10 protein-coding genes and 1 pseudogene are annotated in these 12,516 nt (G+C 71.5%); 8 read left to right on the forward strand and 3 right to left on the reverse strand.

The features are described 5' to 3' along the window. The first annotated feature begins 13 nt into the window (after positions 1-13). On the forward strand, positions 14-643 hold the full coding sequence (locus FRADC12_RS15635) for a pyridoxamine 5'-phosphate oxidase family protein (protein ID WP_045879670.1): 630 nt from the start codon (positions 14-16) through the stop codon (positions 641-643). Between the two features lie 182 nt (positions 644-825). After that, positions 826-1,614, forward strand: a complete 789-nt coding sequence (locus FRADC12_RS15640; protein WP_045877200.1) for a VOC family protein — start codon at positions 826-828, stop codon at positions 1,612-1,614. A gap of 74 nt (positions 1,615-1,688) precedes the next feature. On the opposite strand, the gene FRADC12_RS15645 is transcribed toward FRADC12_RS15640, so the two are convergent. Then, entirely contained in the window at positions 1,689-2,462 is a 774-nt protein-coding gene (locus FRADC12_RS15645) for a class I SAM-dependent methyltransferase (protein WP_052710938.1), read from the reverse strand. 254 nt (positions 2,463-2,716) lie between these two features. On the opposite strand from FRADC12_RS15645, the gene FRADC12_RS15650 reads away from it, so the two are divergent. Further along, a complete protein-coding gene (locus tag FRADC12_RS15650) occupies positions 2,717-3,757 on the forward strand; it encodes an SRPBCC family protein (RefSeq protein WP_232303827.1) in 1,041 nt (346 codons plus the stop codon). 99 nt (positions 3,758-3,856) lie between these two features. On the opposite strand, the pseudogene FRADC12_RS29900 reads toward FRADC12_RS15650, so the two are convergent. Further along, positions 3,857-4,129: pseudogene (locus FRADC12_RS29900) on the reverse strand (transposase); the annotation flags it as partial. Between the two features lie 274 nt (positions 4,130-4,403). On the opposite strand from FRADC12_RS29900, the gene FRADC12_RS15655 reads away from it, so the two are divergent. After that, positions 4,404-6,803 (forward strand): ATP-binding domain-containing protein, encoded by a 2,400-nt coding sequence (locus tag FRADC12_RS15655; protein WP_045877202.1) that lies wholly within the window; start codon positions 4,404-4,406, stop codon positions 6,801-6,803. A 100-nt stretch (positions 6,804-6,903) separates the two neighbouring features. Here FRADC12_RS15655 and FRADC12_RS15660 read toward each other — a convergent pair whose 3' ends face one another. Further along, positions 6,904-7,653 carry an alpha/beta fold hydrolase gene (locus tag FRADC12_RS15660; RefSeq protein WP_045877203.1) on the reverse strand — a complete coding sequence of 250 codons (750 nt, stop codon included), beginning with the start codon at positions 7,651-7,653 and terminating at the stop codon, positions 6,904-6,906. A gap of 204 nt (positions 7,654-7,857) precedes the next feature. Between FRADC12_RS15660 and FRADC12_RS15665 the strand changes: the two genes are divergently transcribed. The 4 genes from FRADC12_RS15665 (at position 7,858) to FRADC12_RS15680 (ending at position 12,430) form a co-directional block, all read left to right on the forward strand. After that, on the forward strand, positions 7,858-8,502 hold the full coding sequence (locus FRADC12_RS15665; protein ID WP_045877204.1) for a sigma-70 family RNA polymerase sigma factor: 645 nt from the start codon (positions 7,858-7,860) through the stop codon (positions 8,500-8,502). Further along, positions 8,499-9,242 carry an anti-sigma factor gene (locus tag FRADC12_RS15670; RefSeq protein ID WP_045877205.1) on the forward strand — a complete coding sequence of 248 codons (744 nt, stop codon included), beginning with the start codon at positions 8,499-8,501 and terminating at the stop codon, positions 9,240-9,242. The genes FRADC12_RS15665 and FRADC12_RS15670 overlap by 4 nt, the downstream gene beginning before the upstream one ends. Before the next feature lie 282 nt (positions 9,243-9,524). Further along, complete coding sequence (locus FRADC12_RS15675) at positions 9,525-10,358, forward strand: response regulator transcription factor (RefSeq protein ID WP_198152919.1); 834 nt, start codon at positions 9,525-9,527, stop codon at positions 10,356-10,358. A 206-nt stretch (positions 10,359-10,564) separates the two neighbouring features. Further along, positions 10,565-12,430 (forward strand): sensor histidine kinase, encoded by a 1,866-nt coding sequence (locus FRADC12_RS15680; RefSeq protein WP_045877206.1) that lies wholly within the window; start codon positions 10,565-10,567, stop codon positions 12,428-12,430. Positions 12,431-12,516 lie beyond the last annotated feature (86 nt).

Consider the following 12,516-nt stretch of genomic DNA (forward strand, 5'->3'; position numbering starts at 1 on the left):
GGAGGATGGCTCCATGCTGAGCCCGACCCGTTACCATGATCGTTTCGTCGCCGACCACGCGGCCGTGCGCGCCGTCCTGGATGAGGCACTGTTCTGTCACGTCGGCGTCGTCGTCGACGGCCGGCCGCACGTGCTTCCCACGCTGCACGCCCGCGTCGGCGACACTCTGTGCGTACACGGATCAACGGCGGCGAGGATTCTTGCGGCGGGCCGCTCCGGGCCTTTGCCGGTATGCATAACGGTCTCGCTGCTCGACGGGCTGGTGATCGCCCGGTCCGCGTTTCACCATTCGTTGAACTACCGGTCGGTCGTCGTGCACGGCGATGCCCGCCTGGTCACCGGCGCGGCGGAGAAGGGCCGGATGCTGGACGCCCTGGTCGACCGGGTCGGCACCGACCGGTCCGCCCAGTGCCGCCCGCCGACGGCGAAGGAGCTCGCGGCGACGTCGGTGCTCGCCGTCGACCTCGCGGCCGAGACCACGGATGTCGCGCTCAAGACCCGGACCGGCGGGCCGATCGACGACGAGGCGGACCTCGTGCTCGGCCACTGGGCCGGCGTCGTGCCGGTTCGGCTCCACGCGGAGTCCCCGGAACCTGTGTGTGACCTCCCCATCCCGGCCGGTCTCGCGCCCTCCCTCAGGTAGGACTCGCCTGGTTGGCCTGGCCGACATCCGGCGGGCATGGGCGGAAAATTCGGGGGACCGATGACATCGGCGCGGCGGGCAGGTCCAAGAAGCATCTCAGTGACCCCGCTCACGGACCAGGAAGCGCGCCGGCCAGGCAGCCACGTTTCCGCTGGTCCGTGCGTCGCAATGGAGGAGCCGCCATGCCCAAGCCAGACAGCACCGTCGCCGGCGGACCGACCTGGATCGACCTGATGACGAGCGACCCCGAAGCGGCCCGCGCCTTCTACGGAGAGCTGTTCGGCTGGACGGCCGACGCCGGTAGCGAGGAGTTCGGCGGATACTTCAACTTCCTGCGGGCGGGGGAGCAGATCGCCGGCGGTATAGGCTACCAGCCGGGGATGCCAGCCGAAGCGGTGGCCGACCGCTGGTCGGTCTACCTGCGTACCGATGACGCGGAGAAGACGGTCGCCGCGGTCACCGAGCGCGGCGGCCAGGTGGTCGCCCCGCCCATGCCGGTCGCGGATCTGGGCGTGTTCGCGGTCGTCCTCGACCCCGGCGGCGCCGCCATCGGCCTGTGGCAGCCTGGCACTCACCCCGGGTTCGCGAAGGTCGGCGAGCCGGGTGCGCCCGTGTGGTTCGAGCTGTTCACCCGGGATTTCGCGGCTGTCCTCGACTTCTACCGGGACGCGTTCGGCTGGACCGTCCAGGTGGTGTCCGACACCGACGAGTTCCGCTACGCGACGCTGGTCAGCGCCACCGGTGAGCAGCAGGCTGGGGTCATGGACGCGAGCAGCTTCCTTCCGGCCGAAGCGCCGTCCAGCTGGTGGGTGTACTTCAACGTCGAGGACGCCGATGCGGCGCTCGCGAAGATCGTCCAGCTGGGCGGGAAGGCCATCCGGCAGCCTGAGGACACGCCCTACGGGCGACTCGCCGAAGCCGCCGACGCGACCGGCGCCCCCTTCAAGATCATGGGCCCGAACAAGGGGTGACCGCCGCGAACTCGGTGAGCGCCCGGAGCCAGCGGGTTCAGGCGCTCACCGGGTGGTCACCCCGGCCACCCCGGCTAGACGGCGGGTGCCTCGAAGATGTGGACCGGGCTGCGTAGCGCGCTCGAACGAGGGCGGTCCTGGTCTGGCAGCCGGCGTAGCCGCTCGATCGTCGGCTCGACCACCTCGGCCCACGTGTCGGTCGGGAGGTCCCACAGCCGGGACCAGAGCCGCTGCTCGACCTCCGCTGCCGCCTGCGCCGGGGTCGTCTCGCCGATCTCGCGCATGACGAAGAACTCCTCAACCAGCCGCAGTCCCGCCTGTTCGGCCGTCGTCCCCAGACTGGCGTCCTGCGCCTCGCGTTCCTTGAGCGAACCGCGTGCCAACTGTGCCTGCATGACCGCCATGACCTCGGTGATGTCCGAGATCTCGACGTTGGCCCCTCCGCCGACAACCGCCAACCGGCCGCCGGGCCGCAGGACTCGGGCGACCTCGGTGACGACCGCCGGTGCGTCCCCGACCAGGTGCATGACGTGGACGGCGAGACAGGCGTCCACACAGCCGTCGGCAACCGGGAGCTTCGAGGCGTCGGCACGGGCCACTCGACCGGGCACCCGCCGCGCGGCGTAGGCGAGCATCCTTTCGGAAAGGTCGATGCCGACGACCTCCCAGCCCAGACCGGCGAACGCGGCGGCGATCAGGCCGGTACCCACCCCGATTTCCAGCAGCCGCCCATTCCGCGTCGGCAGGTGCGGCGCCAGGTCTTCGGCGACCAGGTAGCCGCGCCGCTCGCCACCCCTGGTCGCGTCGTAGCGGTCAGCCATCCGGTCAAAGTTGACGGAGTTCGGCACGGCCTCAGCCTAGGCGGCCTGGCTGGCCGGCTCAGCGCCTTCACCCATTGCTCATCGGCTCGGGCCCGACCATTCCTCGGCCGGGTGGACCGGGACCGGTCGGGTGCCGCCCCGCGGCGAGTCGAGTCCGGCGCCGGGCCGCTCGCGCACGTGGGCGTGCCCTCGCGCTGCGAGGGGCCGAAGCCGCCGTTCCGTGCCCCTGGTGCAAGATGGCGGGACGGCGGGGCGGGTCTTGGTCGTGGATGGGAGCGGGCGTGGGTCAGGGGCTGCAGTGGCTGTCGCTGGTCGCGATCGTGGCCAGCCTGCCGGTGGTCGTGCTGATCAGCAACGTGCTGCACGAGATAGGGCATGCGCTGGCCGCGCTGGCGGTCGGGTATCGCGTCCGCGGGTTTGTCGTCGGCGGCACCAGCGCGGACTTCTCCCGCGACGGCGGCTTTCTGCAGTTCGGCCGCAAGTTCGGGCGGGCGGCGACGCTGATCTCGCCTGGAAGCGGCTGGATAACCGGCTGGCGGGGGATGGTCACCTACGGTGCCGGCGCCGCGGTGAACCTCTTCGTCGTCGTGGTGACGGCACCCGCGAGCATCGGCTGGGAGTTCGAGCACGGCGTCGTGGTGCAGCCGGGGGCGCACACCTACCTCCCGGTCGTCACGGTCTTCTTCTTCGTCGTGAACCTCGTCTTCCTGGTCGCGAACCTCATTCCACGGGTGCACTCGTCCGGCGCGGTGAGCGACGGGCAGCACCTGCTGAACCTGCTGCATTCGCGGCGGCTCATTGAGTGGATCAAGATTGGCGAGTCGTCGGTCGTCATCGACCGGCCCCGAGCGCAGGTGTGGCATTTCCTCGACGACCCGCGCAACGTCACCAGCTACGACGACAGGGTCGAGCGCGTCTACCAGAAGCCCGGTACGCCGGCGGGTGTCGGCCGGATTCTGGTGGCCCACATGGTCCCGGTCCCGCCGGCGACCGTCGGGGATGTCGTCGAGTCCGAGACCGTCGCGTTCGACCCGCCGCGGCGGATGATGGCGCGCGGCGCCCGTAACCACTCCCTGCGCGTCGAGACGGCGCTGCGCGCGGTCGGGCCGGACAGCACTCGGCTCACTCGGACCGCGTGGCTCGGGGCGAAGCCCCTCGCTCCAGAACAGCGCCAGCGCCTGCTCTCGACGCTCGGCGAAGCCGGTTCGCGGCTCTCCCAGGAGAACGAGCGGATCCGGCGCATCCTCACGCCGGATACGACCGCGACGCTCGCGATTCCCGGAGCGCGGGCCCGCCGTCGCGCCCGCGCTCGCCGCGTCTAGGACGCGTCTCGTGGATCTTCGGCTAGCCAGATGAAGATCGACACGATGATGATCTCGTTGTAGAAGTAGTGGGCGCGTTTGGTGTAGCCGGTCGCCCAACGCGCGCCACTGCTTGAGCCGGTTGAAGAACCGCTCGACGACGTTGCGGTTCTTGTAGCGCTCCTTGTCGAACTTCGGCGGTCGGCCGCCGGCGGAGCCGCGCCGGGCGCGGTTGTTCTTCTGGTCGGTGCGTTCGGGGATCGTGTGGCTGATGTTGCGGCGCCGCAGCTCGGTCCGGATCGCCTTCGAGCTGTAGCCCTTGTCCACGAGGACATGTTCGGGCCGGGTCCTCGGCCGGCCGGGACCGTCGCGGCCGACCCGAATCCCATCCATGACCGGTTCCGTGTGGGGCCGCGGTGGGCAAATGCTTGACGCCGACGTCAATATCTGGAACCTAGCTCACACGCCGTGACGACAGCTGGGGTGCCCGGCGCCGTGAGGCCGTTCCAGGTGTGGGCCGACAGGGCCGACAGCCGCCGGAAACCCGCGAACGCCTACCCGCTCCGGCGCCCGGGAACTCGCCTGGCCCGATTGGCCGGTTACAATTCTCCGGGCCGAAGTGGCAAAGGAAACAGGGAAGGCGTATTTTACTGTCCGGGGAGTCGTATTGTCAAACGAAGAAGTGGAGCGCGAGCAGGAGTATGTCTCGATGCTCTACGAGCGTCTTGACGGCTTCCGGGAACAGGCGGCCACCCGGCTCGCCGAGGTGCTCGCCGAGCGGCCGGGTGGCCGGCCGCAGGCGCACACCGAGCGGCAGGCGGCGGCCTCCACCTACTCGCGCCAGCTTGCCCGGTATGACGCCGCCGAGGACGGGCTGTGTTTCGGCCGGCTCGACCTCCTCGACGACGAGACCCGCTACGTCGGTCGCCTCGGCATCTTCGACGAGTCGGGCGACTATGCCCCGCTGCTGATCGACTGGCGGGCCCCGGCCTCCCGGCCGTTCTACCTCGCGACGGCGGCCTCTCCCGAGGGTGTCCGCCGTCGCCGCCAGATCCGGACGGCGCGCCGGCGAGTCGTCGGGATAGACGACGAGGTGCTCGATCTGGCGGGCGCCGACGCTGAGACCGGCCATGAGTCGCTGACCGGCGAAGCTCGGCTGATGGCGGCGCTCACCGCGGGCCGGACCGGCCGAATGGGCGACATCGTCGAGACGATCCAGGCCGAACAGGACCGCATCATCCGGGCCGAGAACGCCGGGGTCCTTGTCGTCCAGGGCGGCCCGGGTACTGGGAAGACGGCCGTCGCGCTGCACCGGGCCGCCTACCTGCTCTATACCTACCGGGAGCAGTTGGCCAAGCGAGGCGTCCTGGTCATCGGCCCGAACCCGACCTTCCTGCGGTACATCTCCCATGTGCTGCCCGCGTTGGGCGAGACCAGCGTGGTGCTGTCGACCGTTGGCGACCTTTTCCCCGGCGTCCAGGCCACCCGAACGGAGTCGCGCGAGACGGCTGAGCTCAAGGGCGGCCCACGGATGGTCGAGCTGATCGCCGCCGCTGTCCGCGATCGGCAACGGGTCCCCGACGATCCGCCGGAAATCCCCTTCGAGGGCGACACCCTGCTGCTGGACGCGGCCACCTGCGAGGCCGCCCGTGACCGCGCCCGCGCGACGCACCGGCCGCACAACCAGGCCCGTTCGGTCTTCGTCCACGCCGTCGTCGACGCGCTGGCCCGGCAGTACGCCGATCGTCTCGGAGCCGACCCGTACGCCGACGATCCGCTGGGCGAGGACGACGCGCCCGGCAGCGGCAGCAACCTGTTGGGCGCGGAGGTCCTCGACGACATCCGCCAGGAACTGCTCGGGGACGAGGCCGTGCTCACCGCGCTCGACGAGCTCTGGCCCGTCCTGACGCCGCAGTGGCTGCTCGCCGACCTGTTCGCCGACGCGGATCTGCTCGCGTCCGCCGCCGAGTCGGCCGAGCTGACCGACGCCGAGCGTGACCTGCTGCCGCGGCCCGACCCGCACGGTGGCCGCGCGGCGGACCGGATGTGGACCTCGGCCGATGCGCCGTTGCTGGACGAGGCCGCCGAGCTGCTCGGCGACGACGAGGCGGCGGCGCTCGCCGCGGCCGAGCGCCGCCGCCGCGAGCGGATCGCCTACGCGCAGGGCGTGGTCGACATCCTCACCCGGGATATGGATGACGACCCGGACATCCTCATGGTTTCCGACCTCATCGACGCCGAGCGGCTCGCCGAGCGGCATGAGGACTCCGACGACCGTTCGACCGCCGAGCGGGCCGCCGCCGACCGGACCTGGGCGTACGGGCACATCATCGTCGACGAGGCGCAGGAGCTGTCGCATATGGCCTGGCGCATGGTGATGCGTCGGTGCCCGAGCCGTTCGATGACGCTGGTCGGTGACGTCGCCCAGACCGGTGACCTCGCCGGCGCCTCGTCCTGGGCCCGCGTTCTGGGCCCGCATCTGGGCGACCGCTGGCGGCTCGAGCGCCTGACGGTCAACTACCGGACCCCGGCCGAGATCATGGCGGTGGCCGCGGGGGTGCTGGCAGCGATCGACCCTGGCCTGGAACCACCTCGTTCCGTCCGGGAGACGGGTACCTCGCCTTGGGAGCTCCTGGTCGGTTCGGACGCGCTGGCCAGCCAGTTGGCCGTGATCTGCGCCCGTGAGGTCGCCGAGCTGCGTGAAGCCCTCGGTGACGGCCCGGACGGCGGCCGTGTCGCGGTTCTCGTCCCCTCAGCCCTGCTCGGCGACGTCCGGCCCGTCATCGGGGCGGCCCTCCCCGGCGTCACGACCACCGGCGACGACCCGGACCTCGAATCGCCCGTCGCGATCCTCACCGTCCGCCAGTCCAAGGGCCTGGAGTTCGACGCCGTCCTCGTCGTCGAACCCGACCGGATCGTCGAGGAGTCTCCGCGTGGCCTGAACGACCTCTACGTGGCGCTGACCCGGGCCACCCGCTCGCTCGCCGTTCTGCACACCGCTGAGCTCCCCGCCGCCCTCAGGAGGCTGGAACCCGGCCCCGCGGTGGCCGAGGCCGCCGCGCGCTGAGGCTCAGCTGGCACTGGACGGTTCGCTGGGAGCTTCCGCCTGGGGCGTCTCCTACCTGTCGCCGGTGCTCTCGCACCCGGGCCTGCACCTGTCGGTCGAGTCAGGAGCCGGTCCGCGCCACGGGTTTCCGATGCCGGCCACACTCTGCCGCGGCGATCTTGTCGAGAGCCGCGGCCAGCGCGGCCGGCTGGCTGATCATGCACATGTGCGCGGCGTCCAGGTCGACCACCGAACAGTCGCCGCCGACGTTGCCCACGAACCGCAGCTGCTGCTCGGGCGCGACGATCACGTCCCGCATCGTGCGGATCCAGGTTCGTGGCGTCGGTGACCGAAGCGGCGCCAGGTTGACCGGCTCGGCCGGCAGGCCCGGCGCCTCGGGCACCATCCGCGCCATGCACCAGGCGAACTGCTCGTCGTCCAGATCGTTGCCGAACACCGTCCGGGCGAAATCCGAGCCGAGGAGGCCAGACCCACTGGATGACCCCGCCTTCGTGGCGCGCTCCCGGAAGCCGGGGTCGAGCATGTCCAGGCAGCTCGTGCCGTCGTCGGGGACGGTGCAGCCGACGAACACGCTGTGCCGGACCCGGTCACCCAGGAGCTTCATGACACCCGGGATCGTGCAGCCGGCCATCGAGTGCCCGACCAGGACGATGTCGTCGAGCCCCGCCGCGTCCACGTCGGCGGCGACCGATGCCGCGCAGTCGGCGAAGCTGACCGATCCGAGGTCCGCCGGATGTACGCCGCGGCCAGGCAGGTCGACCGCGATGGCCGGCATGGTCAGGTCGGGCAGCAGCAGGTCCCAGCACGATGCGGCGAAGCCGCCGCCATGGATGAGCACGATAGAGGCCATGGCGGGCAATTGTGCCGGCTTGTCCCGACCGGCGCGACGAATATGCCCCCCTTCCCGGGCTGCCGAGAGGTTGGCGAGAATTGTGGTGCCGGGACCAATCCGCGCGCCGGGTTGTGTCGAACTACTGGATGACAGCGGCCCGGCGTGGGCGGCGCCCTCGGGCGGCGCCCTCGGGCCTCGCCTCACAACCCGGAGGTTCCGGTCATGCCGCGACGCGCGGACGAGGACGACGGTCCAACGCTCCATGCCGTCCAAACGCCCGACTTCGGAGTCAGTCCCACGGGTGGCAGCGTCCCTGAGGTCGAACAGCTCCTTCAACGCACTGGCCGGGGTGACGGCGACGCCTTCGCCGCGTTCTACGACCAGCTCGCGGCAAGGGTGTTCGGCCTGGTGAAGCGGGTTGTCCGTGACCCGGCGCAGGCCGAGGAGGTCACCCAGGAGGTGTTCGTGGAGATCTGGCGGCTCGCGAGCCGCTTCGACCCGACGAAGGGCAGCGCGGTCGGATGGGTGTGCGCACTCGCGCACCGACGCGCCGTCGACCGGGTGCGTTCGGCGCAGGCCGCGACCGACCGCGAACGTCGTGTCGGCGTCGCCTGGGCGGCGCGCGTTGAGGACAACGGCTACGACGAGGTGACCGAGCAGGTCGAGCTGAGGCTCGAATATGAGCGGCTCCGGCGCTGCCTCAGCGGTCTCACCGACCTCCAGCGTGAGTCCATTCTGTTGGCCTACTACAACGGCCATACCTATCGCGAGGTCGCGCAGCTGCTCTCGACGCCGGTGCCGACGGTCAAGACTCGCATGCGCGACGGACTGATCCGGCTGCGCGACTGCCTGGGGGTGGAGGCATGACATCCCCGTCTCCGGAGGCGCACCTGCTCACGGGTGCCTACGTCCTGGACGCGCTCGACCGCCGCGATCGGACCGAGGTCGAGGCGCATCTGGCCGGCTGCCCGACGTGTGCCCGAGAGGTGACCGAACTGCGCGTGGTCGCCGGTCTGCTCGGCGAGTCGGTGCCAGAGACGCCACCCGGCACGCTGCGCACCGCGGTACTCCGGGAAGCCGCTCGGACCCGGCAGCTGCCGCCGCTGGTCGTCGAGGCCGATGACGAGCTCGCCGGGCGGCGGGAGCGGCGGCGGCTGAGGACGATCACCGCGGTGGCCAGTGCCGCCGCGGCCGTCGCCCTCGTCGCGCTGGGCGTCGTCGGTGGCGTCTCCCTGGACCAGCATCATCAGCTGACCGCCGAACGCAGCCGGGCGGCCGACCTGGACTCGGCCGTCGCGGCCGCGGCTGACCGGCTGGCGCAGCCGGTGACGGGCGGCGGGACCATCGCCGTGATCCGGTTCGGAAACCAGGCGTACGTCGACGTCCAGCACCTGCCGCCGCTGTCCGGCGGCCGGGTCTACCAGCTCTGGATGTCGAGCCCGCAGGGCGTCGAGTCCGCCGGAGTCGTCGGAGGAAATGCCCAACGGGCCGCGCGGGTGCTCTCGCTGCGCAAGGGTGTGGACTCGGTGAAGATGACGGTTGAGCCGGCCGGTGGTTCCCGGCAGCCGACGACGCCGGTGATCGGCTCCGCCGCGGTGCACAGCTGAGGCCGTTCGCATCCGGCGGCGCGGCCGCGGCTGGGCGGGTTCGCCCGCTCGTGCCCCGGTGCGGACGAGCACAGGCTTTCCACAGGTTGCGCTCAGGAAGCCCACAGCCGGCCGGCGGAACCTAGGGACATGGGATGGCGTGAACCAGTGTCGACGTCCACCTCCGCTTCGCGGATTGATGACGGGGCCGCTTCGCGGGCCGATGGCGAGGTCGCCCCGAGCGGTGCCGTGGGTGGCGCTTTCGCGGGGCCGGGTGGTGGGGCCGGGTCGGTGGCCGGTGTGATGCCGCTGCCACCGGCGGGCGCGGGCCCTTCGGCCGAAGACGCCGGGACACGCGGGCTGCGCAGCGGTTCACGCGAGACTCGGGCGGCCGACGGCCGAGCGCTGCGGGTGCTGGTCGTCGACGACGAGTCCGTGCTCACCGAGCTGCTGACCATGGCACTGCGCTACGAAGGCTGGGAGGTCGCCGCCGCTGGCAACGGGACCACCGCCTTGCGGATGATCGACGACTTCCAGCCGGACGCAGTGGTTCTGGACATCATGCTGCCGGACATGGACGGGCTCGCGGTGCTGCGTGGGATGCGTTCGGTTCGGCCGGATATCCCGGTGCTGTTTCTGACCGCGAAGGATGCGGTCGAGGACCGGGTTCTTGGCCTGACCGCTGGCGGCGACGACTACGTGACGAAGCCGTTCAGCATCGAGGAGCTTGCCGCCCGGTTGCGCGGGCTGATGCGGCGGGTGCACGGCACCGTCGCGGCGCGCCGCAACGTCCTGTCGGTCGGCGACCTCACCCTCGACGAGGACAGCCGCGAGGTCTACCGCGACGGTGCCGAGATCCACCTCACCGCGACCGAGTTCGAGCTCCTTCGCTACCTGATGCGCAATCCGCGGCGGGTGCTGAGCAAGGCGCAGATCCTCGACCGGGTCTGGAACTACGACTTCGGCGGCCAGGCCAACGTCGTCGAGCTCTACGTGTCCTACCTGCGCAAGAAGATCGACGCCGGTCGCCAGCCAATGATCCACACGATGCGGGGCGCGGGCTATGTGCTCCGGCCGGCCGCGTCACCGGCCAGCGCCGGCCCGGTCAGGGCGGCGAATCCGGCGGCCATCGGGTGACCACCGCCGTGGGCCAGGAACCGGCAGGCAACCCGACAGCGGCCGAACGAGCCAGTGGTGCGGGCGCTGGCGAGCAGACCGGTGCCGAGACGGGGCCGCGCGGCCGCGGGCATCGGCAACCGCGCTCGGGGCCCGGCCGCGGCGCGCGACGGCGTCCGGCCGCGCGCCCGGACCGGGTGAGACACCGTGAGCGAACGTCGCGCCGGGTGCTCTCCCCAGGGCGGTGGTCGCTGCGGACCCGGCTGCTGGCGTTGCTGCTTCTGCTGCTGACGGCCGTGTCGACGGCGATCGTCGGAGTGACCGCGCTCGAACTGCGCTCCTATCTGATCCACCAGGTCGACGTGCGTCTCGTCGCGGTCGACCAGCGCTGGGTCAAGCCGCTGCCCACCGATCCCAACGCGCGGGTTGGCGGCGCCTTCGGGCCCAGCGCCACCGGGACGCCAGGCTCGGGCGAAAGCACGCCGGGCGACGGGACTGGCCTCGGCTCGACCACCGGGCCAGACGGTGGCCAGGCTGGTGTGCCGCCCTGGCAGGGCACCCCGGCCGAGTTCGTCGGCCTGCGGGGGCAGTCGACGGGCACCGTCGCCGCCCACATCGTCGGCAGCAAGGCCGAGAACGCGGTGCTCCTGGCGCCCGGCGGCGTCACCGAGCAGCTTCCGGCGAGCGAGGCGGCCAAGCTGGCGGCCGTGCCCGTCGATCACAGGCCACGAACCGTGACGCTGGGCAGTTACGGGGAGTACCGGGTGACCGCCCGGCTGGTCCCTGACGGCACCGCCGTCGTCAGCGGACTCTCGCTGAGCGAGGTCAGCGCGACGGTCGACCAGTTGATCATCGTTGCGGGCTGTGTCGCCGGCGGTGGCGTGCTGCTGCTCGGCGTGGTCGGGGCGGTGACCGTTCGCCGCACCCTCCGTCCGCTACGCAGGGTGGCCGCGACCGCCGCTCGGGTCGCCGAGCTGCCGTTGGACCGAGGCGAGGTCACGCTGCGGGTGCGGGTCCCGGAGGTCGACACCGACCCGAGGACCGAGGTCGGCCAGGTGGGCGCGGCCCTGAACCACATGCTCGGCCATGTCGGCGCGGCGCTCGCCGCCCGGCACGCCAGCGAGACGCGGGTGCGCCAGTTCGTCGCCGACGCCAGCCACGAGCTGCGCACCCCGCTGGCCGCGATCAGCGGCTACGCCCAGCTGACCAGGCGGATCGGGGCTCAGAACGGCTTCGACGACCCACGCCAGTCCCACGTGCCGCCGGACGTCGTCTACGCGCTGAGCCGGGTGGAATCCGAGACGAAGCGGATGACCGCGCTGGTGGAGGACCTTCTCCTGCTGGCGCGCCTCGACTCGGGCCGGCCGCTCGAACATGGCTGCGTCGACCTGTCCCTGCTCGTGGTGGACGTGGTCAGTGATGCGCATATCGCCGCGCCCGGGCATCGCTTCAGCTTGTCCCTGCCGGCCGACCCGGTGACCGTACGTGGCGACCAGGCTCGGCTGCACCAGGTATTGGCGAACCTTCTGGCGAATGCGCGTACCCACACCCCGGCCGGTACCTCGGTCGTGGTCGCACTGGAACTGGCGCCCGGAACCGCGGACTCGTCGACCGGGGAGGCCCGGCTTTCGGTCATCGACGACGGGCCGGGTATCCCCGCCGAACTGCTGCCCAACGTCTTTGAACGATTTGCCCGCGGCGACACCTCGCGCTCCCGGGCGGCTGGTAGCACGGGGCTGGGGCTGGCGATCGTCGCCGCCGTCGTCGAGGCGCACGGCGGCCGGATCAGCGTGTCGAGCGCCCCAGGGCGCACCGCCTTCACGGTCACGCTTCCGCGCACGGTTCCGGCCGCGTCGCCGGCGGTAGCGGGCGTCGCCGGTGACCTCTGCACGGCCGATGCGCGCCATCCCCGGAGTGTCCAGCATCCTTCGGACGACGGGTACGCGCCGGACGAGTTCGACGCGTCAGACGGCCTGGACGCCCCGGACGAGTTGTACCTGCCGGATGACGCCGATGCCGTCGACGACCGGGACCCGGTGGTGGACCTTGCTACGGCCGGAACCGGGGCGCCGGCGGAGATCCGGGCTCGCTGACTCCGGGCGGGGCGGGGGTGGAGCCGGCGCGTCGCGTCGCCCGCCCGCGCCGGGGCCTCGGGCGGACATGCCCGTGAAACATTTCC

Source organism: Pseudofrankia sp. DC12, assembly GCF_000966285.1.
GTDB lineage: Bacteria > Actinomycetota > Actinomycetes > Frankiales > Frankiaceae > Pseudofrankia.

Bases quoted from the DNA above. Each gene is read 5' to 3' on its own strand.
- FRADC12_RS15635 (WP_045879670.1), top strand. From the start codon at position 14: ATGCTGAGCCCGACCCGTTACCATGATCGTTTCGTCGCCGACCACGCG.
- FRADC12_RS15640 (WP_045877200.1), top strand. From the start codon at position 826: ATGCCCAAGCCAGACAGCACCGTCGCCGGCGGACCGACCTGGATCGAC.
- FRADC12_RS15660 (WP_045877203.1), bottom strand. From the start codon at position 7,653: ATGGCCTCTATCGTGCTCATCCATGGCGGCGGCTTCGCCGCATCGTGC.
- FRADC12_RS15665 (WP_045877204.1), top strand. From the start codon at position 7,858: ATGCCGCGACGCGCGGACGAGGACGACGGTCCAACGCTCCATGCCGTC.
- FRADC12_RS15670 (WP_045877205.1), top strand. From the start codon at position 8,499: ATGACATCCCCGTCTCCGGAGGCGCACCTGCTCACGGGTGCCTACGTC.
- FRADC12_RS15675 (WP_198152919.1), top strand. From the start codon at position 9,525: ATGCCGCTGCCACCGGCGGGCGCGGGCCCTTCGGCCGAAGACGCCGGG.